The sequence below is a fragment of the Algoriphagus yeomjeoni genome (assembly GCF_049821175.1).
In the GTDB taxonomy this organism is placed as follows: Bacteria; Bacteroidota; Bacteroidia; order Cytophagales; family Cyclobacteriaceae; genus Algoriphagus; species Algoriphagus yeomjeoni_A.
Genome location: NZ_CP187512.1, coordinates 1,183,801 through 1,207,925 on the forward strand (window position 1 = coordinate 1,183,801; position 24,125 = coordinate 1,207,925).

The 24,125-nt window shown below is 39.2% G+C and carries 23 protein-coding genes; 9 read left to right on the forward strand and 14 right to left on the reverse strand.

Features of this window, described 5'->3' with window-relative positions:
- The 7 genes from argB to ACPUEN_RS04885 form a co-directional block, all read right to left on the reverse strand.
- Positions 1-801: an acetylglutamate kinase gene (gene argB / locus ACPUEN_RS04855; RefSeq protein ID WP_425638944.1), complete on the reverse strand. Its 801-nt coding sequence runs from the start codon at positions 799-801 to the stop codon at positions 1-3.
- 13 nt (positions 802-814) lie between these two features.
- Positions 815-1,786, reverse strand: coding sequence for an acetylornithine carbamoyltransferase (locus ACPUEN_RS04860; protein ID WP_425638945.1), 972 nt, complete (start codon positions 1,784-1,786; stop codon positions 815-817).
- A gap of 17 nt (positions 1,787-1,803) precedes the next feature.
- Positions 1,804-2,934: an aspartate aminotransferase family protein gene (locus ACPUEN_RS04865; RefSeq protein WP_425638947.1), complete on the reverse strand. Its 1,131-nt coding sequence runs from the start codon at positions 2,932-2,934 to the stop codon at positions 1,804-1,806.
- Positions 2,935-3,113: 179 nt separating this feature from the next.
- Entirely contained in the window at positions 3,114-4,082 is a 969-nt protein-coding gene (gene argC / locus ACPUEN_RS04870) for an N-acetyl-gamma-glutamyl-phosphate reductase (protein ID WP_425638949.1), read from the reverse strand.
- Positions 4,075-5,268, reverse strand: a complete 1,194-nt coding sequence (locus tag ACPUEN_RS04875) for an argininosuccinate synthase (protein WP_425638950.1) — start codon at positions 5,266-5,268, stop codon at positions 4,075-4,077. The genes argC and ACPUEN_RS04875 overlap by 8 nt, the downstream gene beginning before the upstream one ends.
- A gap of 37 nt (positions 5,269-5,305) precedes the next feature.
- Positions 5,306-5,989 (reverse strand): GNAT family N-acetyltransferase, encoded by a 684-nt coding sequence (locus ACPUEN_RS04880; RefSeq protein WP_425640151.1) that lies wholly within the window; start codon positions 5,987-5,989, stop codon positions 5,306-5,308.
- Positions 5,990-6,405: 416 nt separating this feature from the next.
- Positions 6,406-7,665 (reverse strand): aminotransferase class V-fold PLP-dependent enzyme, encoded by a 1,260-nt coding sequence (locus tag ACPUEN_RS04885; RefSeq protein ID WP_425638952.1) that lies wholly within the window; start codon positions 7,663-7,665, stop codon positions 6,406-6,408.
- A 228-nt stretch (positions 7,666-7,893) separates the two neighbouring features.
- Here ACPUEN_RS04885 and ACPUEN_RS04890 point away from each other — a divergent pair, with 228 nt between their 5' ends.
- The 4 genes from ACPUEN_RS04890 to ACPUEN_RS04905 all read left to right on the forward strand — a co-directional run bounded on the left by ACPUEN_RS04890 (position 7,894) and on the right by ACPUEN_RS04905 (position 13,852).
- Positions 7,894-8,601 (forward strand): DsbA family oxidoreductase, encoded by a 708-nt coding sequence (locus ACPUEN_RS04890; RefSeq protein ID WP_425638953.1) that lies wholly within the window; start codon positions 7,894-7,896, stop codon positions 8,599-8,601.
- A gap of 115 nt (positions 8,602-8,716) precedes the next feature.
- Positions 8,717-9,829, forward strand: coding sequence for a BamA/TamA family outer membrane protein (locus tag ACPUEN_RS04895; RefSeq protein WP_425638955.1), 1,113 nt, complete (start codon positions 8,717-8,719; stop codon positions 9,827-9,829).
- Between the two features lie 225 nt (positions 9,830-10,054).
- Positions 10,055-12,478: a TonB-dependent receptor gene (locus ACPUEN_RS04900; protein ID WP_425638957.1), complete on the forward strand. Its 2,424-nt coding sequence runs from the start codon at positions 10,055-10,057 to the stop codon at positions 12,476-12,478.
- A 36-nt stretch (positions 12,479-12,514) separates the two neighbouring features.
- The gene (locus ACPUEN_RS04905; protein ID WP_425638958.1) at positions 12,515-13,852 is read left to right on the forward strand and encodes a hypothetical protein; all 1,338 of its coding nucleotides are present in this window, start codon (positions 12,515-12,517) and stop codon (positions 13,850-13,852) included.
- A 115-nt stretch (positions 13,853-13,967) separates the two neighbouring features.
- Here the strand turns inward: ACPUEN_RS04905 and ACPUEN_RS04910 are convergent, their stop codons facing one another.
- Both ACPUEN_RS04910 and ACPUEN_RS04915 read right to left on the reverse strand, forming a co-directional pair.
- Complete coding sequence (locus tag ACPUEN_RS04910) at positions 13,968-14,879, reverse strand: SMP-30/gluconolactonase/LRE family protein (protein ID WP_425638960.1); 912 nt, start codon at positions 14,877-14,879, stop codon at positions 13,968-13,970.
- Between the two features lie 9 nt (positions 14,880-14,888).
- On the reverse strand, positions 14,889-15,767 hold the full coding sequence (locus ACPUEN_RS04915) for a hypothetical protein (RefSeq protein ID WP_425638962.1): 879 nt from the start codon (positions 15,765-15,767) through the stop codon (positions 14,889-14,891).
- 233 nt (positions 15,768-16,000) lie between these two features.
- Between ACPUEN_RS04915 and ACPUEN_RS04920 the strand changes: the two genes are divergently transcribed.
- The 3 genes from ACPUEN_RS04920 (at position 16,001) to ACPUEN_RS04930 (ending at position 17,868) form a co-directional block, all read left to right on the forward strand.
- A complete protein-coding gene (locus tag ACPUEN_RS04920; RefSeq protein ID WP_425638963.1) occupies positions 16,001-17,080 on the forward strand; it encodes an oxygenase MpaB family protein in 1,080 nt (359 codons plus the stop codon).
- 280 nt (positions 17,081-17,360) lie between these two features.
- Entirely contained in the window at positions 17,361-17,495 is a 135-nt protein-coding gene (locus ACPUEN_RS04925) for a DUF2752 domain-containing protein (RefSeq protein WP_245947028.1), read from the forward strand.
- The gene (locus ACPUEN_RS04930; RefSeq protein ID WP_111610970.1) at positions 17,488-17,868 is read left to right on the forward strand and encodes a TM2 domain-containing protein; all 381 of its coding nucleotides are present in this window, start codon (positions 17,488-17,490) and stop codon (positions 17,866-17,868) included. The genes ACPUEN_RS04925 and ACPUEN_RS04930 overlap by 8 nt, the downstream gene beginning before the upstream one ends.
- A 103-nt stretch (positions 17,869-17,971) precedes the next feature.
- Here the strand turns inward: ACPUEN_RS04930 and ACPUEN_RS04935 are convergent, their stop codons facing one another.
- The 5 genes from ACPUEN_RS04935 to ACPUEN_RS04955 all read right to left on the reverse strand — a co-directional run bounded on the left by ACPUEN_RS04935 (position 17,972) and on the right by ACPUEN_RS04955 (position 22,863).
- Positions 17,972-18,937 (reverse strand): c-type cytochrome, encoded by a 966-nt coding sequence (locus ACPUEN_RS04935; protein WP_425638964.1) that lies wholly within the window; start codon positions 18,935-18,937, stop codon positions 17,972-17,974.
- 307 nt (positions 18,938-19,244) lie between these two features.
- On the reverse strand, positions 19,245-20,090 hold the full coding sequence (locus tag ACPUEN_RS04940; RefSeq protein ID WP_425638966.1) for an alpha/beta hydrolase: 846 nt from the start codon (positions 20,088-20,090) through the stop codon (positions 19,245-19,247).
- Between the two features lie 33 nt (positions 20,091-20,123).
- On the reverse strand, positions 20,124-20,573 hold the full coding sequence (locus tag ACPUEN_RS04945; protein WP_425638968.1) for a GNAT family N-acetyltransferase: 450 nt from the start codon (positions 20,571-20,573) through the stop codon (positions 20,124-20,126).
- Positions 20,574-20,606: 33 nt separating this feature from the next.
- A complete protein-coding gene (locus ACPUEN_RS04950) occupies positions 20,607-22,046 on the reverse strand; it encodes an alpha-L-fucosidase (RefSeq protein WP_425638970.1) in 1,440 nt (479 codons plus the stop codon).
- A 106-nt stretch (positions 22,047-22,152) separates the two neighbouring features.
- Positions 22,153-22,863, reverse strand: a complete 711-nt coding sequence (locus ACPUEN_RS04955; RefSeq protein WP_425638971.1) for a hypothetical protein — start codon at positions 22,861-22,863, stop codon at positions 22,153-22,155.
- Between the two features lie 48 nt (positions 22,864-22,911).
- On the opposite strand from ACPUEN_RS04955, the gene ACPUEN_RS04960 reads away from it, so the two are divergent.
- Positions 22,912-23,439 (forward strand): HEAT repeat domain-containing protein, encoded by a 528-nt coding sequence (locus tag ACPUEN_RS04960; RefSeq protein WP_425638973.1) that lies wholly within the window; start codon positions 22,912-22,914, stop codon positions 23,437-23,439.
- A gap of 51 nt (positions 23,440-23,490) precedes the next feature.
- Positions 23,491-24,123: a hypothetical protein gene (locus tag ACPUEN_RS04965; RefSeq protein ID WP_425638975.1), complete on the forward strand. Its 633-nt coding sequence runs from the start codon at positions 23,491-23,493 to the stop codon at positions 24,121-24,123.
- Positions 24,124-24,125 lie beyond the last annotated feature (2 nt).

Consider the following 24,125-nt stretch of genomic DNA (forward strand, 5'->3'; position numbering starts at 1 on the left):
TTAGTACAAGTCGTAGCGACTTCTCTCAATGGTAGTTCCCGATAGTTTTCCCTTTGCTGCCAAATGAAGGTTTTCTGCTTTTCCAATCCAAACATGATTTACCCCTTTTTCCAATGCCTCGAATGCATTATCCAATTTAGGGATCATGCCGGAATGAATGACATTTTCCTTACGGAGCTCTTCATAGATATCCTCATTAATCAATGGAATGATGGAATTTTCATTTTTCTCATCAATCAAAACACCGCTTTTGTTAAAACAGAAGTACAAATTTACCTGATGCTCTTTGGCTAGGCTTGTAGCTAGCGCAGATGCAATACTGTCCGCGTTTGTGTTGAGTAACTGGCCTTTTGCATCGTGAGTGATCGCATTCACAACTGGAAGTAAATCACCGGAAAGTAAATGATCAATTAACTTAGTGTTAACTTCTTGAATATCACCAACAAATCCGTAATCAATTCCTTTAACTGGCCGCTTGATAGAGCGAATGATATTTCCGTCTGCTCCAGTCATTCCAATCGCATTTACTTTCAGCGCCTGAAGTTTAGCCACTAGATTTTTATTGATCAATCCAGCATATACCATCGTCACAACATCCAAGGTTTCCTGATCAGTAATCCTTCTCCCATCCACCATTTCTGGCATAACGCCTAATGATTCTCCGAATCGAGAAGCCATGACTCCACCACCATGAACCAGGATTTTATGTCCAGGGAATTTCGCGAATAGAGCCAAAAATTCATCTAGCTTTTCAGGAAAGTCGATGACGTTACCTCCGATTTTAATAATATTTATTTTCATTGGGCGTAAGTCTTTAATTATTACCTAACAAATGGCTAATTACTGCCTGAGCCGCGAATATTCTATTTTTTGCTTGTTGCTGAACCAAAGATCGAGATCCATCTAAAATTTCATCTGATAATTCAAGGTTCCTACGAACTGGCAAGCAATGCATGACCTTTGCATTTTTCGCATTTGCAAAATGATTTTCCGTAAGCATCCAGGAGTCATCAGTAGAAAGAATCTTTCCGTAATCATTGAAAGATGACCAGTTCTTAACATATACAAAATCAGCGTCTTCAAGTGCTTTACCTTGATCATATTCTATGGTAGCGCCTTTAGTGAATTTCTCATCCAACTCATATCCTGTGGGATGAGTAATGGTCAAATCATGATCCATTCCAAGGGTCCATTCCGCAAAGGAATTGGCTACCGCATGGGGAATAGCTTTGATATGTGGACCCCAAGTCAATACCACTTTTGGTTTCTTTTTACCTGACCAATTTTCACGAATAGTGATCTGATCAGCCAAGCTTTGCAATGGATGGCGAGTGGCAGATTCCAAGCTTACCACGGGAACTCCTGAATACTTTACAAATTGAGAAAATGTAAAATCACTCATATCTTCCTCCTTATTTGTCAATGAGGGAAATGCCCGAATCGCCAAAATATCAAAATACGAACCCAAAACTGCGGCAGCATCTTTGATATGCTCAACTGTTCCTCGGTTCATCACAGCACCATCATGAAGCTCCAACGCCCAACCTTCCTTATCCATATTTAGCACAATTGGCTCCATTCCTAGATTCAGCGCTGCGAGTTGAGTCGAAACTCTAGTTCTCAAGGATGGATTCAAGAATATACAGCCAATTCTTTTTCCTTGACCTTTAATATTATCTAGAAGGGGATTTGACTTATAAGTAAGCGCACTTTCGATCAGTTGATTTCCCAGATCGATGTTTTCAAATTGTGTAAAGTGGATAAGTGGCGATTTGTCTGTTGCCATTAGGTTGGTGGATAGGTTTAAGCTAAAATTTCTTTCAATGCGGTTAAAAACGAATTTAATTGATTCCACTCGATATTTAAAGGTGGCAGGAGTCTTATAGTATTCTTTCCTGCTGCGCTTCCTGTGAATAAGTGGTATTTTTTTACCAATTCAGTACGAACTGGCCCTGCTTCGCGATCTAAGTCAATGCCTATCATTAAACCTTGTCCTCGAACCTCAGTAATTCCAGGTATATTTTTCAGTTCCTGAAGTAATCTTTCTCCCAAAATGGAAGCTTTTTCCATAAGATTTTCCTTTTTAATCACTTCTACAACTGCCAATCCAGCTGCGCAAGCCAAATGGTTGCCCCCGAAAGTAGTTCCCAGCAAACCGTAAGTGGCTTTGAATTCAGGAGAAATCAAGATTCCGCCAATCGGAAAGCCATTTCCCATGCCTTTTGCCATGCTGATGATATCTGGTTTAAATCCATGTGCATGTTGGTGGGCAAAGAATTTACCTGTTCTGCCAAAACCTGATTGGACTTCGTCTAAAATCAATTTGGCTCCGTATTGCCTAGCCAAAGAAGATAAACCAAGGAGAAAATCTGTACTTGGAACCTGAATTCCATTTACACCTTGAATTCCCTCAATTATAATTCCTGCGATCTCATTGGTTTTCAATGCTACTTCAACAGCATTCAAATCTTCCCAAGGAAGAATATGGAAGTCCTCACGGGCATTGCATGGGGCAACGATTTTCGGATTGTCAGTTAGCGCGACAGCTCCTGAGGTTCTTCCATGAAAACTGCCTGAAAAAGCTATAAAACCTGATTTTCCAGTTGCGAAAGAAGCCAACTTGATAGCATTCTCATTAGCTTCAGCTCCTGAGTTACACAGGAAAAGTTCATAATCAGGATAGCCTGAGAGCTCACCTAGCTTCTCTGCATATTCCTTTTGGATTGGAATCTGAACAGAATTGGAATAAAAAGCGATCTGATCCAATTGATCTTTGATCCGCTTCACATAGTGAGGATGCGTGTGACCGATAGAAATGACGGCATGGCCGCCGTATAGGTCTATATATTCTTGCCCGTTTTCGTCCCAAAGCTTAGCTCCATCAGCTTTGGCGATGGTGACTGGGATCAGCGGATAAACATCGAATAATTTCATTTTTATTTACGATTGACGAATTTGGATTTACGAGGCCAAGATGAACTTCATAAGTCAAGCTCTAAAGTTGAAGAATAATGAATGTCGAATGATGAATTTCGAATTTCAAAGTGATCACCAAACGATCTTGAATCTTGATTCTAGTGTCTTTTGTCTAGACATGTCTAGCGTCTAATATCCTAGAACGCTATACTTTTCAGATTTAAGCCCATCCTTTCTTCAAGTCCAAATGCTAAATTGTAATTCTGAACGGCCTGTCCGGAAGCACCTTTGAGCAGGTTGTCAATCGCTGAATAAATCACCAACTGTCCAGCTTCTTTTTGCACATGAACAATCGCTTTATTCGTATTCACTGCTTGTTTCATATCGATATCTAAATCTGAAACATGGGTGAATGCAGCGCCTTTATAGAAATCCTTGTAAGCTGCGACAGCTTCTGCCTGAGTTCCTTCGAATGGGAAATAGGCAGTTATCCAAATGCCTCTAGGGAAATTTCCACGATAAGGGACGAATAGAATTTCGGAAGAAAAGCTTGAATTTAGTTGGGTGAAAGTCTGGTTAATCTCCTTGAGATGCTGATGAGTAAATAGCTTATAAACAGACATATTGGATGATCTGTAACTGAAGTGAGAGGTCTCAGCCAATTTCTTGCCTGCCCCCGTACTTCCCGTTACTCCTGAGATTTGAACCGTGTTTTTTACCCAGCCTTTTGCGATGGCTGGAAGTAATGCCAATTGGATCCCTGTGGCAAAGCAACCTGGATTGGCAATCTTTTTAGCAGACTTGATTTTACTAGCATTCACTTCTGGTAGCCCATAAGTGAAGCCGTTGGATTCGTCACGGAAGTCAGTTGACAAATCGATTAGAACTGTTTCTGGAGAAAAATTATGTTGCTCTAAAAATCCCTTAGTCTCACCATGAGGCAAACCCAAGAATACAGCCTCGATTCCTTCGGTTTGCACTTCGTCAGTGAAAACCAAGTCGCAATCCCCAATCAGATCAGGATGAACCTCAGATACTTTTTTCCCTTTCTGGCTATTGCTATGTACGTACATTAGGTCGCAAGCAGGGTGATGAACCAGGAGACGAAGTAATTCTCCTCCGGTATATCCAGCTGCGCCTATGATCGCTGTTTTGATTTTAGTCATTGTCTGAGTTTACCTTATGGAAGATTGAGGTCTGGTTACCCAAAATACGGGTAAAGCCTTTTACATCATCCGCTGTATAGCCCTTGTTCATTTCTCCGTAGCTACCAAACTTGTTTGACATCAAGTCATGCTCAGAAGTAATTCCCAGTAAGGTAAAGCGATATGGCTGAAGCAATACTTTGACATCCCCACTAACGTATGTTTGAGTACTTGCCATAAATTCTTCCAAGTTTCTCATCACTGGATCTAGGTAATGTCCCTCATGCAGGTGATTGCCATAGAATTCAGCTAATTGATTTTTCCAGAAAAGTTGCCATTTGGTGAGGGTATGCTTTTCTAACAACTGATGTCCTTTTATAATGATTAATGGAGCTGCAGCTTCGAACCCAACACGACCTTTGATGCCTATAATAGTATCGCCAACATGGATGTCGCGACCAATTCCATAAGGTCCAGCTAAAGCTTGTAGAGCCTGAATAGCTTCTACAGAATCCTCATATTTCTTTCCATCTACGCCTTTCAATTCGCCTTGTCTAAAAGACAAAATAACTTCCAAAGGCTCGATAGCAGTTGCCTTGGTAGGCCAAGCGCTATCTGGTAGGTAATCAGAAGAAGTCAACGTTTCTTTTCCTCCTACAGAAGTACCCCAAATTCCTTTATTGATAGAATAGGCGGCTTTCTCGAAGTTCATCGATACCCCATGCTTTTTCAAATAGTCAATTTCCTCTGCACGACTCAATTTAAGATCGCGGATAGGGGTGATGATCTCTATGTCCGGAACGATGGTTTGGAAAATCATGTCAAATCGAACCTGATCATTTCCAGCTCCTGTAGAACCGTGAGCTACAGCTTTTGCATCAATTGATTTGGCATATTCTGCCAAAGATTTTGCTTGAAGAATACGCTCAGCAGATACAGAAAGTGGGTATGTTTGGTTTTTTAGCACATTGCCAAAAACCAAATATTTAATTACCTCATTATAATAGGTATCCATCACATGGAGAATTTTGAAAGAGGCTACACCTAAAGTTTTTGCCCTTTCTTCTACATCTTTCAACTCTTCTTCGGAAAACCCACCTGTATTTACTAAAACTGCATGGACCTCATAGCCCAGTTCTTTGGAAAGATGCAAGGCACAAAATGTGGTATCTAAGCCTCCACTATATGCTAATACTATTTTCTTCATTTTAATATGATTTTTGCTTCCAAAAGGAAGAATTGATTTATAAAAAGATGCTTGAAATGCTGTCCTTGGATTTGTTCAATTTAAGCAACACATATTTCTTTAATCTTACCCAACGATCAAATAATTTAAGATCCTTTTTGAAATCCTCTCGAAGTGCTAATTCCTGAGTATGGTTTCTTTTAGAGTTGGGATCGTAAAGCATCGCTGTACAAAGGCAATTTTGCCTGTTTTTACTCATCAAAATCTCGTAATTGACACAGCTTTGACAACCTTTCCAGAATTCATTGTCGTCAGTAAGATCTGAGTAGGATACAGGGATATAACCCAACTCAGAGTTGATTTTCATCACCGCTGCACCTGTCGTCAATCCGAAAATATTGGAATCGGGGTATTTCAAACGGCTAAGTTTGAATACCTCATTCTTAATTTTCCTTGCCAAACCGTATTTTCTGTATTCAGGAGAAACGATCAAACCGGAGTTAGCTACATATTTACCGTGTCCCCAAGCTTCGATGTAGCAGAAACCTGCCCATTTACCATCTGAGGTCAATGCGATTACAGCTTTGCCTTCATCCATTTTGGTTTCCACATAAGAAGGACTACGCTTGGCTATACCAGTGCCTCGAGCTTTTGCGGAGTTCTCCATCTCGTCAGTAATTTGAGTGGAGTATACCTTGTGGGTAGGATTGGCTACAATAATTTGAAATGAAATGTTATCCATTAGGGATGGCATGTGTTAATTCCGTGAGTCGGAAAATTGGTAAATAAATCAAAGTGTAAAAGGGCGGGTACGTACTCCACGTAGGAATACAAAAATTTATCAAAGGGTTAAACCCTATAGAAAAATCTACACGTCCTTATAGGAGTGAAAAAAGCAATAGCATCAGCTTTCAGCGCTATAGAAGTAGCTTGAAAGAAAGATGGTGCTATGTGATTTACTTGTATCATGCGTAATAGGGAGGCAAAATTCATTCCTTAGCAAGGAAAATGCAAGAGATTTTAGGAATTATTTAGTGTAAAAGCCCAATTATTACAGAATTCAGAAAAAAGCAAGGTCTATATTGGCTAAATAAGCATTCTCAGAATAATATTTGGGTAATAATTATCAAAAAGGCAATTGTACAAAGCTAAATGAAACTAGGCATTCCCAGACATTTCTTTCAAAGCAAATACGAATTTGTCTAGCTCTTTTTCTGAAGTATAGATATTTGGGGAAATTCTACAGCCTTTCACACCTCCCGATCCATTAATTGCCACAGTATAGATTTGATACTTTTCGATTAAGGTTTTGGCCATGTCTGCAGGGCTCATAGCATCCAAACCCACATTGGCAATTGCACAGGAGCGATGAGGGTCTTTGGGAGTATTTACATTAATTCCGGGAAGTCCACGGACCTGATCAGACCAATAGCGCTGAATATATCTCAGGCGTTCATCCTTTCTTTTGCTTCCTATTTTATTATAAAAGTTGATCGCATCTATGACCGAAAGATCTGTGGAAACGGCGTGAGTACCTGTATGATTAAGATTTAAAAGGGTCTTTTGATCCAATACATAAGGAGCAAGAAGAGGACGTATTTGCGCACTTTTGCCTTTTTTGACATAAAGCATTCCGCAGCCCAAAGGTACACTGAGCCACTTGTGTAGGCTGGAACCATAATAGTCACAATCCAACTCTGAGATATTGAAATCAAAATGGCCTACAGCATGAGCTCCGTCCAGCATGATCTCTACACCATGTCCATGGGCCATATCAGCTATTTTGCGCACAGGAAGTATATGTCCGGTGATATTCACGATGTGCGGAACCATCATCAGCTTTGTTTTTGAAGTGATGGCTTTTTCATAAACATCCACGATTTCTTCATCATTATCCGGATGCATCGGGATATCAATTCTCTTGACTTTTATTCCATATCGTCTTTCAGCCAATTCAAACATATTGAGCAAACTCTCATAATCCTGGTTGGAAACGATGGCCTCGTCACCATCTTTCCAAGGATAGCCTGAAATGATCAAATCAATAGACTCAGTTGTATTCCTAGTCAGTACGACTTCTTCCGGAGAAGCTCCAACAAGATCCGCAACCATTGCAGCACTTTTGGCCTTATTGTCCCACTGCACCGTCCGCATATAATTGGAAGCTTGGTAATTGACTTCTCTCAGATGCTTAATATAATTTTCCAATGTCTCTTCAGGCAAAAAGCAGTAATAGCCATTTTCCAGATTGATGTAATCAGGTTTCAGCTTATAAGCTGCGCGGATTTGATCCCAAAAATCAGCAGCATTAGGATCAAGATCTGAAATTGATTTTGCCAGTGCTTTTTCTGTCGAAAAAATTGTCCCAGAGCCAATTCCAAGAAAGGCCAATGATTTTAGGAATTTCCGCTTATTCATAGAAGTGATGATTAAAGTATGTAGCTAACAATCCAAACAATCAATAAGATGATTGCCAACCAGGCGATCCAAGGGGAGCGCTGAGGGAATTCGAATTTACAGATAGGGCAAATTTTGGCTTTGGAATCTATCTCCATAGCGCAGGACGGGCATTCTTTGGTTTTCAAATCGGATGAACTCTTTTGGCTTAATTTCTATTTCATCATAAGTTAATTAAAGAATTTAGCTATGAAAATAGAAATATGGTCAGATGTAGCATGTCCTTTTTGCTACATAGGCAAAAGAAAAATAGAGAAGGCGATTGCAAAATTTCCTCAGAAAGATAAAATCGAAATCGAATGGAAGAGCTTTCTACTCAATCCAGATCAGGTAACTCAACCAAATAAGAGTTCGCTTGAATATCTATCAGAAGCGAAAGGTTGGTCACTTGAGCAAACAAAAGAGATTACAGCTAATGTATCCAATATGGCTGCTCAGGAGGGTTTGGAGTATCACTTGGATAAGACAGTAGTCGCAAATACCAAGAAAGCTCACCGAGTGTTGCATCTAGCTAAAACTGCTGGTAAAGGTGATGTGATGAAAGAAAGTCTGCTAAAAGCCTATTTCACTGATTCGCTAAATATCGATGATGATGCAGTTTTGCTTGGTTTAGGACAAGAAATTGGATTCGAATCTGCAGCAATTCAGGATGTGTTGTCGTCTGATAAATTCGAGAGGGAAGTTGATCAGGATATTTATGAATCCCGTCAATTGGGAGTAAAGGGAGTTCCATTCTTCGTACTGGACAGAAAGTTTGGGATCTCAGGTGCACAGCCGGATGAGGTCTTTGACCAGACACTTGAAAAAGCCTGGAATGAGTTTGCCAAGACTAATCCTGTACTAAATATGGCTGAAGGAGATGGAGAAGCCTGTGATGTGGACGGTACTAATTGTTAATAAATCGAGCTCTGCTATTCAACACAGGAAGAGTGATCTTGCCGATTCTAGTTTTTGAAAACATCCATTTTGTAACCATCCGGAAACCATTAAATCACTACACTACAAATTTTTATTGCTACTGCTGATTCAGATCTGGTTTAGTCAGGACTGTAAATCACAAGGTTTTGTGAAGCGTTATATTAATAGTTTGATTAATGATACGTCAGACATTAGCAGGCCACAATTTCTAATCTATCCAACTTTGGCTTATTCACCTGAGACTAGTTGGGAGATTGGTCTTTCCTCGTTATATGTTTATTATGCGAGTCGGGACACCACCAATAGATTAAGTGAGGTAAGTGGATTTACTTTTTTCACGCTTGAAAATCAATATGGACTTTGGTTTGATCATGCCTTATATTCAGACCAGAGTAAGTGGTTTTTCTTGGGAAGATTGCGGTTTCAAAGCTTTCCTTTAAAATACTATGGAATAGGAATGGACAGTTCGCCGGATTACTTGGCCTTGGTAGATGCAAATCAAGTTTTGATCAAAGAGCGCGTGCTTAGAAAAGTAAAGAATAATCTCTTTGTTGGTTTAGAACTAGATTTTCAACGATTGGGAGGAGTAAACTTTGAATCATCTTCAGAAGCTCCTGATTTTGAATTACCTGTAGGAAGTGAAGGATCCACCAATTTTGGGATAGGTGCGGGAATTGTGTACGACAATAGGCACAATGTGCTGAATGTACGTCATGGGTTTTTTTCTGAGCTTGGATACCTGAAATACTTTGAAGGAATTAGTAGTTTTGAATTCAATTCAGTGATCTCAGATACTAGGATCTATCGTCCCGTAGGACAACAAAATGTGTTTGCAGCACAGCTTTTGGGACAGTTCAATACTGGAGATATTCCATTTAATCAATTAGCCTTGATGGGAGGGGATAGCATGATGCGTGGTTATTATTCTGGTCGTTTTCGTGATAACAATCAGCTAGCATCTCAGATAGAAATGCGTTTTTTGCCTCTTCCCTTAGGGTTTTCCGAGCGAATAGGTGCAGTTGCATTTGCCGGTGTAGCCACAGTTTTTCCTGATTTTTCTAATCTCAACTTAGATAAAATTGTTTGGTCAGCAGGGGCTGGTCTTCGCTTTTTACTTTTTCCTAAAAAGGATATTTATACGCGTCTTGACTATGCGCTGACTCAGGAGGGATCTGGGTTCTATATTTTTATCGGAGAGGCTTTTTAAGAGATTTTATCCTGATTGTCTTATTGAAAACATAAGATTATCTCTTTTTGGTTTTCTGATTTTAATAAACTGAAAATTCCAATTTCACTAGTAAGTATTGGTTCATAGACTGTTAGATTCTTCTGAGAGAATTTCGCTCAACTAATTTCCAATATTTTTTATCCTTATTTAGATTAATTATAATTAAGCTTTAGATTTGCTGCTATATTCAACTATAGGCGGCGTATGAAAGCAAGTTTTACTTTTCTCGTATTTATTATAGGTCTCTTCATTTCTCTTGTGAGCTCCGCTCAAACGGGGAAATTAACGGGTTTTTTGACTTTTGAAGATGGAGAGCCGGTAGCCTATGCTGCCGTATTTATTCAAGAATTGAAAAAACAAGCATTAACCGATGAAAGGGGTAGATATGAACTAGCAGATGTTCCATTTGGGGCTCATCAGGTGCAAGTAAGTAGCATTGAGATCCAAGGACTTAACTTCAATATCCAAATTGACAAACCTAGAATTCAGCTGGAAACTGTCGTAAAAAGAGCAGGTGAAAAGGTGCTGGATGAGGTAGAAGTGACGGGTGAATCAATAAAAAATGAGGTTGAAAAAACCGGATTTGCTGTAAATGTAATAGAGACAAAAAGAGCTTCATTACAATCCCTGCAAACCAATGATCTATTAAATAGATCAGTAGGAGTGAGAGTTCGTCAAAATGGTGGTTTAGGATCTCAGGTTTCCTATAATCTGAATGGTATGTCTGGCAATTCAGTCCGCATTTTCATCGACGGAGTTCCTATTTCCACTTATGGCGCATCCTTTAGTTTGAACAGTATTCCTCCAGCATTGATTGATCGAATTGAAGTTTACAAGGGGGTGATTCCAGCTCATTTGGCTGATGATGCGCTAGGTGGAGCAATCAACGTAATCCTGAAAAAAGGGGCAATGAATAATGTGACGGCCTCTTTGTCCTACGGATCCTTCAATACACAGCAAGCAAATGTCAGTGGGTCTTATCGGAATTCTAATTCTGGATTCACCGTAAAAGCTTCGGGTTTCTACAATTTCTCAGACAATGACTATGAGGTTTGGGGAAAATTCGTGAGAAATATCCTAGCAAACGGCCGCTATGAATACGTCCGAGCTAAGCGATTCAATGATGCCTATAAATCTGCTGGGGCTAATATTCAGGTTGGTTTCACAAACGTTAAATGGGCTGACCAATTCTATCTGGGACTTAATGTATCAGACGATTACAATGAAATCCAGCATGGCACCTACATGACGATACCGTATAAGGGTCGATTTACAGAGTCTCAAGCGAAAGTTGTTAGTGTCAATTATGTCAAATCAGACTTCCTTACAAATGGACTAGAGCTGAATTTCAATGGAATGATCAGTGACCGTAAGCAGGTCGTGAATGATACTGTTAAATGGAATTACAATTGGTTTGGGGAGCAAAGTATTGGTCTAAATGGTAGCCCAATCTTAAGGCCAAACGGCGCCCAACAAGGAGCTCCAACTATCAATCACATCAACCGAAATATTGCCACTTTCAGAGGCGGAGCGACTTATTCCATTTCAGAAATGCATCGAATGGTATTTAGTCATATGTATTACACCATAGATAGAACTCAGCGTGATTTGATGAGACCTGCCCGAGAGCGTGAGTTTATTGGAACACGGGATTTGACTAAAAATATATCCGCTTTTGCCTATGAAGCGACACTGTTTGAGTCAAAGTTTAAAGCAAATCTTTTTGGTAAATATTATCAACAGGAAATCGACCGAATGGATCCGGTTTTGGTAACCCAAAATGGAGAAACTGTAAAGTCTGAAGATAGGGTATCAAGTAAAAACACAACTTCTGGCTACGGATTGGCAACTTCTTATGCTTTAAATAACAGCCTGACAATGCTACTTTCAGCGGAAAAAGCTGTGCGAATGCCTTCTGAAAATGAAATTTTCGGTAGCCCAGGAGAAAATATCATTGAAAATATAGGGATCAGGCCTGAGGTCAGTAACAACCTTAATCTAGGACTACGCACCGGACCCTACCAGCTAAATTCAACAAGTAAATTGACCATTTATGCTTCAGGATTTTTACGGGATACAAAGGATAAAATCGTACGAAGAATCAATCCTAGATTGAATGATGCGGTACAGACAGATCCATTTGAAAATTTGGGAAAAACAAAGTCTATCGGGTTTGAAGGAGAAATCAACTATACCTGGAATGACAATTTTAGTGTTTTGCTCAATTTCTCCAAGTTCAATTCTGTATTCAATATTCAATATGATCCAAATGGAAATGAATACACCTATTACAATCGACAGCTACCGAACGAACCATTTTTCACAATTAATTCTACCGTACAGTACGGTTTTAAGAATGTAATCCAAAAACGTTCTGCTCTGAATTTCTACTACAGTTTTGGCTTTGTAGATCGCTTTTATACCACCTGGTTGGAAATAGAAGATTTTCGGACCCCTCGGCAATTCATCCAAGACATAGGATTGAATTATGTTTTCCCAAGTGAAAAGCTGGTGGTTAGCGCAGACTTGAGAAATCTTTTTGACCAGCAAGCTTACGACAATTTTGCTGTTCAAAAGCCAGGTAGAGGCTTTTACCTGAAACTGAATTACACCATTAATAAATTTTAAATCAACCTATTGTAATTAACCAATCACAAGTAAATTATGAAAAAGCAATTCTTATACTTTTTGACACTTGGAGTCCTAGTGAGCTCTTTAACGCTTATCGGCTGTAGCGACAATGGCGGTGATCCTATCGTTCCTCCAGTAGAAACCGAAGGCAGATTCATCACAGTAGCAGGAGCCTTGATGGGAACTAATCCTGGTGATGGCAACGGAGGAACGATGGTTTATTCTGTGACAAAAGAGGAAGCTAAGGACCCTGAAAATCAGATTAGTGTATATACAGAGGGGTTTGGAGTGAAATCAAACAGAACCGCTCGTCTTCAATCTTCAGAAGATGGCTCTACTTTATTCAATATCGCTTATACGGGTGATAACGGCGGGGAATTCTCCAGATATACCGTTAATGGGGGGGGCAATTTCGTCCAGTCCGATGTGTCAGTGAATATTTCCCAGTACGCAGGCACTTCGCCTCGCTGGTTGAAATTATTTGACGGGGACAAGACAGGTATTGCGCTAAACATGGCAAATATTGCAGCGAACAATGCGCCGACTGAAGAAGATCCTAATCCGACCACCCCTTTTGAATATTATAGAGGTGTGGCTACGATCTTGGCTTTGGATTTACAGGAGTCTTTGATAAGTAACTATGTGCAGTATGAAATCCCTCTTACCGAAGAGGAGGAAGCTGCTGGCCATACAATTTTCAGACTGGATGGATCGGTACTCAATGCTGCTAAAGATAAGTTAATCATCGGTACTTGGATGCGTAAGTACAATGTGGAGACTGGAGAAACTGAAGGTGACTATGAGAGATTGGGTAGCAAATCTGTGGTGGTAGATTACCCTTCTTTTGCCAACCCGACCGTGATTACTTCAGCTGTAGGACATGGTGATAATAGCGGCTACAGAAGTCACTACAGCTACCTAGCTGACGATGGAAATATATATCAGGCTACTGAGCGAGATCCAAATGGCTCCCATATCCTGAGAATCAATCAGAACAATGAATATGACGATTCATATGTTTTCAGTCTGAATAATGCACTTGGATTGTCAGGAGTGACTATTGAAGCATGGAAATACGCTCAAAACGGAAAAGCATTTGCTTTAATTTCTCATGATGGAGCAGAAAATGGATTCGTAGTATGGATGGATCTGAATGCCAGAACGGCTTCTATTGTAGACCTTCCTTATGATGCTGATTTGGAGTTCAACCAATACCAAGGTTTTGTGGTAGATGGAGCAGATGTGTATATCGCGATCACGCCAGTAGGTAAAAATGGCAACATTTACATTATTGATAGCAATACTGGTGTTGCTAGCAAAGGTGCTACTTTGGTGAATCAGCCAGGAAATCACTACATCGGTATTTTCTAACTCATTTTCTATTATCAGCCTCCCTAAGTAGAAGCTGACAATAAAAACATAAAAAACCCGGAAGACTGATTTTCTTCCGGGTTTTGCTTTTAGGGTTTATTTCTAGAATTGTTTTTTACCAAACTCCTCTGGTTTTCATCTGTAAAGTATAAACTGCATCGGAGGCGGTGATAAATAGGGTTTTTCTATCAAGGGAACCAAATACCACATTCGCTGTCCAGCCTGCAGGAACTGGAATGTGCGCGATCTGCTCACCATTTCTATTAAATACTGTAACACCATTTCCAGTGAGATAAACATTTCCTCTCTCGTCTATGGTCATGCCATCGGAACCCATTTCGCAAAACAGCTCCTTGTTGATCAAATAACCATCTTCCCGCACTTCATACCTATAGGTCTTCTTGGCTCCGATGTCAGATACATAAAGATATTTGCTGTCTGGCGTCCCGACGATCCCATTTGGCTGAACCAGATCTTCTGCAACTGCGAAAAGTTCTGTCCTATCAGCTGATAAAAAGTACACATTTTGCCCTTCCTGTTCGGATTCTTTGCTTCGTTCCCAGTAAGGTCTTGGATATAGTGGATCAGTAAAATAAATCCCACCTTTTGGTCTAACCCACAAATCATTTGGGCCATTGAGTTTTTTTCCTTTGAAAGCTGAAATCCAAACCTCGTGATTGCCATCTGTATCAATAGCCCAGAGTTCGTTTTTATTGTCTGCAGCTGCAACCAGGGTGCCGTCAAGCATAAAATACATGCCATTTGATCTTCCTGTATTTTCCTTGAAAACACTGACTTCGTTAGACAAGGCATTCCACTTATGGATTCTGTTATTTGGTTGATCCGTGAAGAAAACATCTCCAAATCGATTCACAGCCGGGCCTTCCGTGAACTCAAAGCCGTCTTGTACTTTCACCAATTCAGCATTTTTGGCGACAATGCCTTTTTTGTCTTCTATTTCTTGAGAGAATCCCTGCGTTCCAATCAGAAGCGCAGCCATTAATAAGGACGATTTAATAGGGTTCATAGATTAAAATTATTTTCTGTTCATTGCTACCACGAGCACATTTAAATCTTGACTGTAGGCCATTCGGGTGATTTTTTCATGGGTGTCGGAAGTGATTTTTCCAATTGATTCCCATTCTGTATTGTTATATTTTCTAATAAATATTTCATTTCCTGAAGCCATCAGGAGATGATTTTTATCCAACCAGATGAAATCCTGAGAACCTTCAAGCCCCCCAAGATATACTTCTCTTTCTCCATTTTCAATATCATAACTTTTAATAATTCCCGCTTCAGCTGCAGAAGGCTCAGTCATATAGGTGATTTCTGAGGTTTTTGGTCGCTTATGAATGGATCGAGAGATGGCTGAATCTATTTCTAATAAATCATTTCTTCCTTTGGCATAGATTAACTTATTTGGATCACCTAGGATAAACATCGCTGCTTTATTATCATACCAATCGTAGTACCCGACAGGTTCTATGTCATCGTAAAGTAATTCTGCGGGTTCAAAAGTCAGGGGATATAACCAAATTCTTTGTTTTTTATCAGGCTCAGATACTACTGCGGAAATGTACATTCCACAGTCTGTAATCATAGGTGAGTTTTCATTCCTATCAGAAGTTCTACTCATATTGGTAAACTTCTTTAAGTTGAAATTATAAACTATAATATCAAAATTGTCATTTTCATCAGCAGCAGAAAAGACCATTTGATACTCATTGATAAAACTGGGCTGATTATCATATTCCGGGCGATCCGTCAGTGCATAGGCAGTTTCAGTCAATAATTTAAGGTTACCTCCCTTTCCGCTAGTATTGATTACCCAGAGGTCAGTGCCAACTTGAGCGAAGCCTGAAAATGATCCAAACAGAATAGAAATAAGCACTAGGCACAAACTCTTTTTCATATGATTATAATTTGTCTTTTAAAGGCCATATGGAATCTCGCCTGGGAGATAATCATCCCTCTGTTTGTCGCTTCCGACATGCTCGATTTCATGTGTTTATAATTGTTTTTTAATGGTCACATGGAATCTCGCACGGTGGATAATCATCCCTCTGTGTGTCGCCTCCGACTTGCTCGATTTCATATGTTTACTGAAATTTTTTAACCAAAGTACAAAATCAAGGTTAGAATGCTGTGAGCAAACTAAAACTATACCAGAATATCGAATTAGATCAATTGCGGAAAATACAAGACCCATCTGCAGATAAATTGGTTAGCCTATTAATCAAGAATCCCGAATTAATTACCCTAATAAACTCTTGGAAGGAGATTCCCCCTAAAATTGATGAATCATATCCCCAGGAGTTTCAGAGCTTTTTTAATTTTTACCTAAGGCAAAATGAAATCCCCGAGGATATATTAATCAAAGGTCAAAAACTCTTTGATCAAAAAGGTGACTTATACCTAGCCATGCTAGGATTTTACTCGCTGCCATATGCTTATGCGTTTGGTGATGGGGCAGAAGTACTGGTTAGATCTAAGCGAATTCTCAGTGATATAGGCCGAAGATTAGGAGAGACAGGCAGCTTCATCTTGGATATTTTCGAGCCAGGGGCATTTCTCACAAAGAAGAAAGCCTTCCTGACCTGCGCCAAGGTCCGTTTGATACATGCTTTTAGCCGTTATTTTATATCAAACTATGGCACAGATTGGAAGGAGGGTTTTGGTAAACCTATAAATCAGGAAGATCTAATAGGAACCAACCTTTCTTTTAGTCTTATAGTCATTCGAGGCTGGAAAAAAATAGGGTTTAAGGTAAGCCCTGATGAAGTTTCCGTAATTATGCAGTATTGGAAATGGGTTGGTCGATTGATGGGAATTAATGAAAAGTACTGGCCAGAAAATCCTAAAGAGGCATTTGCACTTGAAAAACTTATTCGAAAAAGGCATATAAAAGCTACTGATGCTGGCAATCAATTGATTCAAGCCTTGATTGCTTATTATAAATCAACTATTCCAGATCCTATTATATCAAGTCAAGTGGTACCTATTCTGAATTTTTTTTTAGGTAAGGAAGTTTCAAAAGCACTCGGAATTGAATCCGCAGTGCCTGTGAATGGGGAGTTGCTAGGTTTGGTTTTTAAATTTTCTGGCTGGAAAAATTATGGCGGGAATAAAGGATACTCACAGGTAGCACGACAAAATGAATCAAATCAACTAGCGCTATACGGTCAAAAGCTGGAAATTAAACTACCGGAATTTAACCGTTCATAACCGTACACTTTTATGTACGCTTGCATTCACCTATTTTAGCTAAAACTGTTAAAAAACGTGTTTGGAGGCCTTTTTAATCAATGGCATCTTTTTCGTACATCAAGTAAACATGAAGGTAATCACCCGATGGATATCAATCTTGCCGCTAGAGTTGATCTTTTGGATCGGAAGTTTAGTAGCAATTATTCTCTTAGATCCTCATGGAGGGAGTCATTTAAGCCTCTGTCCTTTGAGTCAACTGGGAATTGATTGGTGTCCTGGATGCGGCCTGGGACGTTCTATGAGTCTTCTTTCAAAAGGAGAGTTTCAGGCTTCCTGGGAAATGCATCCACTTGCTTTGCTAGCGTATGCGGTTATTATCTCTCGAATTTGGCAACTTATTAAAAACTTAAAAACAACACACAATTATGGCTAATGTATTAAGACATCTTCCTGAATTGGAAGGAATGGAACTGGGTTACATCCAGGGTTTGATGAAAAATATGGACGAGGATCAAGCATCTCTTTTCGCACAGGTTTATCGTGCTAGAAGAAAGGACTCTCAGATGATTTTGATCTTAACTCTTCTAGGCTTCTTTGGCTTTGCCGGACTGCATAGATTTATTCTTGGTCAAATTGGATTAGGAATACTATACATTTTGACGCTTGGACTTTGCTTTATTGGTACGATTGTCGACTTGGTAAATTACAAGAGTCTTGCCTACGAGTATAACATCAAGGTGGCTCATGAGACTATGAATATGTTAAATGCGAATTACCCTGGTGATGTGACAAACACCACCACCTAATTATAAACTTAACCAATACAAAAGCCGGAAGTAATTCCGGCTTTTTTGGTTTGAGAGAACGCATATTAATTTTCAAGTATTAGGTATTTCTATCTGATTCGGACTATTCTTTCATTACCACAGTTTTTTCAATAAGATTTTTAGTAGGGGGTAGTGAATTTAAATATCTATAAATTGCTCGCATATCTACCTCATCCATCATTGCAAAGCTTGACCAGGGCATTGGAGTTCCCTCATGTACTAATCCAGATTTAAGGCGAGTAACGAAAGATTCTTCATTCCATGTTGCTAATAATCCCGTTTCTGGATCAGGTGTCAAATTTGGGGTAGTGAAAAAGGCATTCTTTTCTTCAAAAACTAATCCTCCGGAAAATTTGGGACCAAGAAATTCTCCACTTTTTAAATCCCTTGGTGAGTGGCAACCTGCACAATTGGCTACTGAATTGGCTAAATATTCGCCGTATACAGCGGTGGCTTCTTGTTTAAGAGCCTTCTTCGGTGTGGCTCCAGGTGTTGTAGGCTTTATCATTCCAAATGCAAGTACAGCTTTACCAAGGAAGGTATAATCGGAGGCCTCTATTTTTTTGGATACAGGAGGTCTTGATCTTAGAAATGAAATGATAGCATTTAGATCTTCTTCAGTCATATTCTCAAATGGCATGAAAGGAAACAATACTCTTCCATCATGCCCCACACCAAATCTCATCACTCGCGCAACTTCCTCATTTGTCAATGATCCTATTCCAGTTTCTACATCTGGCGTAAGATTTCTTGGCCTGAATATTCCCGGAGGAATTACTATTTCATTTCCACCTGCTAGTGGCACCAATTCTCCTGCGCTCATTGCATCGTAATCTTCAGGTGCAATATGGCATGTGGCACAATGTGCAGGTCCATAAATTAAATATTGTCCTCTTGCTAGTACAGTTGAGTCAGTGCTAACCGATACTGACGGGAATGGGGCATCATAAGATTTATTCCATGCAAAAGAGACGTAAGTAAATAATGCTACACAAATGAATAAAACACCTAAAACTAGGTAACCGAGAACTTTGAAGATTTTTTTCATGGTACACTGAATTAAAAATTGAAGTGATGATAAAGAATGGTATTTCTTCCTACTAGGAAAAAGTATCCTGATTAAATCACTGTGACTAAAAATAGTGGTTGTTATTCTTGATATTAACAGCATTAATATAAGTATAAAAAACAATAATAGTAATATATTAATCTTTGAAAAATACAACTATAAGCCTAGCAGTAAAACAATTCTAATATTGGAACAGTGAAAATAGATGATACTCCAAATTTTTTTTCATTTGAAATACCTAAAAAATACTTTGCAACACGACTGTTAAAGTTGCAGAAATTTGCCCTTACTTGATGATAATTTGAGGGTCTTTTTGAAGGTAGCCTAATGATTGAAGAAATTCATCCGTAGCTTCAACTGTCTGTTTATAATTTTCAAAATTGGCATAGTTAAAGAAGCCATGCGGCTGATCATCATACAAAATCAAATCACACCTACTGCCAACTTTTTCCATGACCATTTTATAATATTCACCTGTGACGACTGGGATTAATGCGTCTTTGGTGCCAAGTAAAAACAGGGTAGGAGGAGCTCCATCCTTAATGTTATGAAGAGGCGAAAATTCTTTGAATTGGTCCCCAATTCGCTCGTATCCATAACCTCCCGGACCATTATCTATTACAGGATTGAATAAAACCAACGCATTGGGAATGGGACTAATCGATAAATCATCTGTCGACTCATTATAACCGTCTATCAAAGCAGTGGCAGCAGCCAAATGCCCACCCGCAGAACCTCCAGATCCTATGATTTTATCTTGGTCAATATGGAATTTACCAGAATTTTCCCTCAAAAACCTGATGGCGGATTTGGCGTCTTTTACAGATTCGTATGGACTAGTTTGATGCTGGTTTCGGGTTCTATAGTCAACCAAAAAACAAACGATGCCTCTTTTGGAAAAGTAATCAGCTTGATGTTCAAATTGAGCCCTACTGCCTGAATTCCAACCACCGCCAAAAAAAAATACTAAGGCAGGATAATTTTCCTTATTCACCATTTGCTCAGGGTAATACACTTCCATAATTAGCTTAGTGGTATCCAATTCTTTGTAGATAAAAGACTCTTGAGCTACGGAAATTTGAATTGCTATGAAAATTAAGAAAATACTGATCAAAGAATTTTTCCTACACATCTCCAAAACTTGTTTTAGTGGTTAAATTAATTTTTACACCTGAGTGGTCATTTCAATGTGTTCAATGCCATCTTCTAAGTATGTTTCTCCTGCATTTTCAAATCCCAGAGACTTATAGAATTCATTTAGATATGTTTGCGCTCCAATCCTTACAGTGCAGGAACCGTACTTTTCTGAAATAAAGGCAAGAGAGTCTTTCATCAACCTTCTTCCTGCGCCAGTACCTCGAGCTTTCATGTCGCTTACAACCCTGCCTATGGAAGGTTCATCAAAAGATGCACCTGCAGGTAGCACTCTTGCGTAGGCCACTAAAAAATCATCTGCCACGATCATCACATGGTCGGCCAATTGATCCTTATTATCCGCATCCTGAAAAACACAATTCTGCTCTACAACAAACACTTCATTACGAAGTCGGATAATAGCATACAACTCATGATTGCTGAGCTCTTCAAAAGGCTTTATTACTGTGGTTAATTCCATCTACTTGTGTGTAATCGAATGGTGAAATCTACTTTATTCTGAAATGTAATTCAGAACAATGGCAGGAGAATTTTTATGTTTTTGCAGAATGCTCTTAGGAATTGAAACCAAAGTTTTTCCATTTTCTGTTCTCCATTTTAGAGATTTACTCTCTCCAAGAATAGTGATTTTACTTCCCTTTTTAGGAGGGTTAAAGCTCCAGGAGATAGTTTCTTCTAGTTCTTCATTCTCTTCCAACGGCAGCAAAGCATACATCTCTTTGGCTTTACCTTGAGTGAAGTAAACCTTTTCATCCTGAAAAGTTTCGATTGCTCGAGTATTGTAGATTCCAGCACCATTTACTTCAAGCCACTTTCCAATTTCCTCCAATCTAGCAACTTGCGCAGGAAGGAAAAGACCATCAGCTGTTGGACCAACGCCAAGTAATAAATTTCCGCCTTTGGCGACGATTTCAATTAATAGATGAATGACTTTGCGAGATGGTTTAAACTTATCATTTGGAACATAGCCCCAAGCTCCGCCTAGCGTAATGCAGCTTTCCCATGGATCTGATGACATAGTTGCAGGTATTCCCTGCTCAGGAGTTCTGTAGTTTTCGAATGGTCCATGTACCGTGCGATCCACGATGAGTATTCCTTCTTGGTTATTTCTTACCATTTCGGCAACCTTCGGCATATTGATTTCCTGATCAAAATCCGGAATCGGTGCCCCCCAACTAAGCACCTCTTCATTGACGGTGGATTTTGGTCTTACCCAGCCTCCGTCAAGCCAAAGAATATCTATTTTACCATATTTGGTTGTAATCTCATTAAGTTGATTGTGGGTGAACTGCACGTACTGATTCCATCTCCAAGGATGCTTTCGGATGTCATAATTTACATTTCGATCCGGAGTAGCTCTGTAATCCCACCAATAATATTGTGAATGCCAATCAGGCTTAGAAAAATAAGCTCCAATCATCATATCTTTTTCCCTAAATGCATCAAAGACATGCTTAGCTACATCCGCTTTTGGGTTGTTTTTAAATGGCCCATTTGAAATTTTGTAGTCTGTAAACTGAGTGTCAAACATATTGAAGCCATCGTGATGCTTGGTGGTAAAAACCACGTATTTCATACCGGCTTTCTCAGCTGCATTAGCCCATTGCGAGGGATCAAAACCAGTGGGATCAAACTTTTTACTTAAGTCCCAATACCATTTTTTATAATCCTCATAGCTCTGGGTAGTATCTTTTCTATTGATCCAATCTTCATTTACTATACTCCAAGATTCTACTATTCCTGGTACCGCATAGATTCCCCAATGGATCAAAATTCCAAACTTCTGATCTCTCCATTGCTCAAGTTTCTCGGCCACTTTTGGATCAGTGGGATATTCATATTCAGAAGAAGTAGGATGCAGCGTGTTCTGTGCTTTGGCTCCCAATGATATCACAATTAATAAAAGGAATAGCCAATTTAGTTTATTGGTCATGGTAATTAAATAAAAGAAGGATTTAAGGAATGATCATTTCTGATGCTAAAGATAAAATGCATAACAAGGCCTTACAAGTTTCGTAAATCAATTGAAGTATTTCAACTCACCAATTATCATCATCCTCAGTTTTGCCTACATCAAGTTTATCAGTCTGGTCAAAAACCTCCTGTCCTTTCTCAGAAAGTGTCAAATGAATCCCGTTCAATTTCTTATGAATTGCTTGTAAAGTTTCAAAATCAGGATGTTGAACATGGAAGGGTATAGTAATCATGTTCTCTGCATTCTTTGAGAAAGGAGTTGGCGTTTCACTTCCAAAGAAGTAGGGCCAAAGCGTTTTTCCACAGCTGATTCCCCACGTTGTAATGGCATAATTCTCTTCGTATTGCTGCAGTCGCTGGTTGATGTCTTCAAAAAACTGTTCTGATTCTCCCAGCCTTAATCGTGATCCAGCTCTGGATTTACCTTTGGTTTTGAGGTATTTAATCTGACTTTTTCCTTGTTTTTGGCGAACCATGTAAGCTCGGAAAACTTTATGATCCAGCATTTCACCATTATGAAAATAGCCCGTAACCGCTATGCCTGCTCGGATCAATACCAAAGCAAGATGGAAATCATCTTTTACAGAAAGAATTCCAGCCTCATTTGGAGACATATTCCAAGGAAGGGAAACCCGAGCTAGCCAAGACTCAGAATCCGATATTATCCATTGATGTTTAGCCTTTTCATATGATCCATCTAAACCCTGTCTATTGCTGAGCTCCAGAATTGACTGGTACTTTTCAAGACTTATTAACTTTGGATTGCCGGAAATCATAGCGGGGGAGGCTTTTCAATTATATTTGCACAAATAAACCGAAAAATCATGGACGAGGAAATCCAAAGCTTGATCAAGCGTATGAGCGATCCCAATGAAAAGGAAGCTTTTTATTTTGCAGATAAACTTGGGAAAAAGCTTAATGAAAGTGGTAGAGACGCGATTATTGAGTTGGTTAAAGGCGATAATTGGGAGATTTCTTACTTAGCTTGTCGTGCGCTTTCGCAATCTCCATACAATGAGGAGTCGCTCGATGCGATTTTTGAAGCTATTAACGATAAGAAAAATAGAGCTCATCAAGGAGCTTTCGTTCAGATTTTGGAGGAATTCGATTTGAGTTTGCGCTTTGTGGATATTTTTAGGGTTTTCCTTTTTGGCAACTTTAAGGCTCAGGCTTTAGCCAAAATGTATTTGGATGAGGTGGAGTTTGATATGACTCCGCGCACCCTTCGGAAGGCTGAAAAACATTGGAACCATTATTTACACAACCCAGAAGATGAGGGAAGTCTTCAGTTGAAAAAATCGGAGGTTGAACCAATCTTAGCAGAAATTCGAGAATTATTTTCTGAGGAATAACAACATTCGCCCGATTTTTGTGTTTTTATAGTACAAAAAAGGAATGTTGTCATGAGGAAAAAGGATGTTATTTGTCTGCACTCGGAATTCTTCAAGGAAAATGGATTTGAATTAAATCAATCGCAATTGTTCTTTGAAAAGGTTTTTCCCCATGGGAAACAGATAATTTACGTCCATTTTGTAGAAGGATCCGATGAAATTTGGGTTGAATATCACCTTGGAATTCGTATAAATGAAGTGGAAGAATTGGTAAAAAAGTTTCTTCCAACACCAATTGAATACGCTGATCAATCCATCACATTAATACAAACCCCGAACAATTTGGGGAATTTTCACCCAAGAAAAATTAGGGTGTCAAATCCAAAGCAGTTGAGAGAATTAGTTTATTCAGTAGAAAATTTCTTTTTAACAACGGGTTTCAAATGGCTAGATCAAATGATAGATCCTATTATCCTTGAGCAGGAATTTTTGGATCATAAGGAAGATCCATTTGAATCTTACAATATGGTGGAATCAGCTTTCCGATCTACTGGGCTTAGTAAACTCTACAATCCAGAAGATTACCCTATCCTGAGACAGTCTTTTCTTGAAAAAATCAATTCTGAAGAAATGACACCTTTTACAATAGCCGCTTTTCTTCAATTCCTGAATTACTTAGATAACTTTAATCCTGTTGCTGCTTAAAG

Coding starts and splice junctions, on each gene's coding strand:
- argB (WP_425638944.1), bottom strand. CDS start 801: ATGAAAATAAATATTATTAAAATCGGAGGTAACGTCATCGACTTTCCT.
- ACPUEN_RS04860 (WP_425638945.1), bottom strand. CDS start 1,786: ATGGCAACAGACAAATCGCCACTTATCCACTTTACACAATTTGAAAAC.
- ACPUEN_RS04865 (WP_425638947.1), bottom strand. CDS start 2,934: ATGAAATTATTCGATGTTTATCCGCTGATCCCAGTCACCATCGCCAAA.
- argC (WP_425638949.1), bottom strand. CDS start 4,082: ATGACTAAAATCAAAACAGCGATCATAGGCGCAGCTGGATATACCGGA.
- ACPUEN_RS04875 (WP_425638950.1), bottom strand. CDS start 5,268: ATGAAGAAAATAGTATTAGCATATAGTGGAGGCTTAGATACCACATTT.
- ACPUEN_RS04880 (WP_425640151.1), bottom strand. CDS start 5,989: ATGGATAACATTTCATTTCAAATTATTGTAGCCAATCCTACCCACAAG.
- ACPUEN_RS04885 (WP_425638952.1), bottom strand. CDS start 7,665: ATGAATAAGCGGAAATTCCTAAAATCATTGGCCTTTCTTGGAATTGGC.
- ACPUEN_RS04890 (WP_425638953.1), top strand. CDS start 7,894: ATGAAAATAGAAATATGGTCAGATGTAGCATGTCCTTTTTGCTACATA.
- ACPUEN_RS04900 (WP_425638957.1), top strand. CDS start 10,055: ATGAAAGCAAGTTTTACTTTTCTCGTATTTATTATAGGTCTCTTCATT.
- ACPUEN_RS04905 (WP_425638958.1), top strand. CDS start 12,515: ATGAAAAAGCAATTCTTATACTTTTTGACACTTGGAGTCCTAGTGAGC.
- ACPUEN_RS04910 (WP_425638960.1), bottom strand. CDS start 14,879: ATGAACCCTATTAAATCGTCCTTATTAATGGCTGCGCTTCTGATTGGA.
- ACPUEN_RS04915 (WP_425638962.1), bottom strand. CDS start 15,767: ATGAAAAAGAGTTTGTGCCTAGTGCTTATTTCTATTCTGTTTGGATCA.
- ACPUEN_RS04925 (WP_245947028.1), top strand. CDS start 17,361: ATGAGTCTTCTTTCAAAAGGAGAGTTTCAGGCTTCCTGGGAAATGCAT.
- ACPUEN_RS04930 (WP_111610970.1), top strand. CDS start 17,488: ATGGCTAATGTATTAAGACATCTTCCTGAATTGGAAGGAATGGAACTG.
- ACPUEN_RS04935 (WP_425638964.1), bottom strand. CDS start 18,937: ATGAAAAAAATCTTCAAAGTTCTCGGTTACCTAGTTTTAGGTGTTTTA.
- ACPUEN_RS04940 (WP_425638966.1), bottom strand. CDS start 20,090: ATGTGTAGGAAAAATTCTTTGATCAGTATTTTCTTAATTTTCATAGCA.
- ACPUEN_RS04945 (WP_425638968.1), bottom strand. CDS start 20,573: ATGGAATTAACCACAGTAATAAAGCCTTTTGAAGAGCTCAGCAATCAT.
- ACPUEN_RS04950 (WP_425638970.1), bottom strand. CDS start 22,046: ATGACCAATAAACTAAATTGGCTATTCCTTTTATTAATTGTGATATCA.
- ACPUEN_RS04955 (WP_425638971.1), bottom strand. CDS start 22,863: ATGATTTCCGGCAATCCAAAGTTAATAAGTCTTGAAAAGTACCAGTCA.
- ACPUEN_RS04960 (WP_425638973.1), top strand. CDS start 22,912: ATGGACGAGGAAATCCAAAGCTTGATCAAGCGTATGAGCGATCCCAAT.
- ACPUEN_RS04965 (WP_425638975.1), top strand. CDS start 23,491: ATGAGGAAAAAGGATGTTATTTGTCTGCACTCGGAATTCTTCAAGGAA.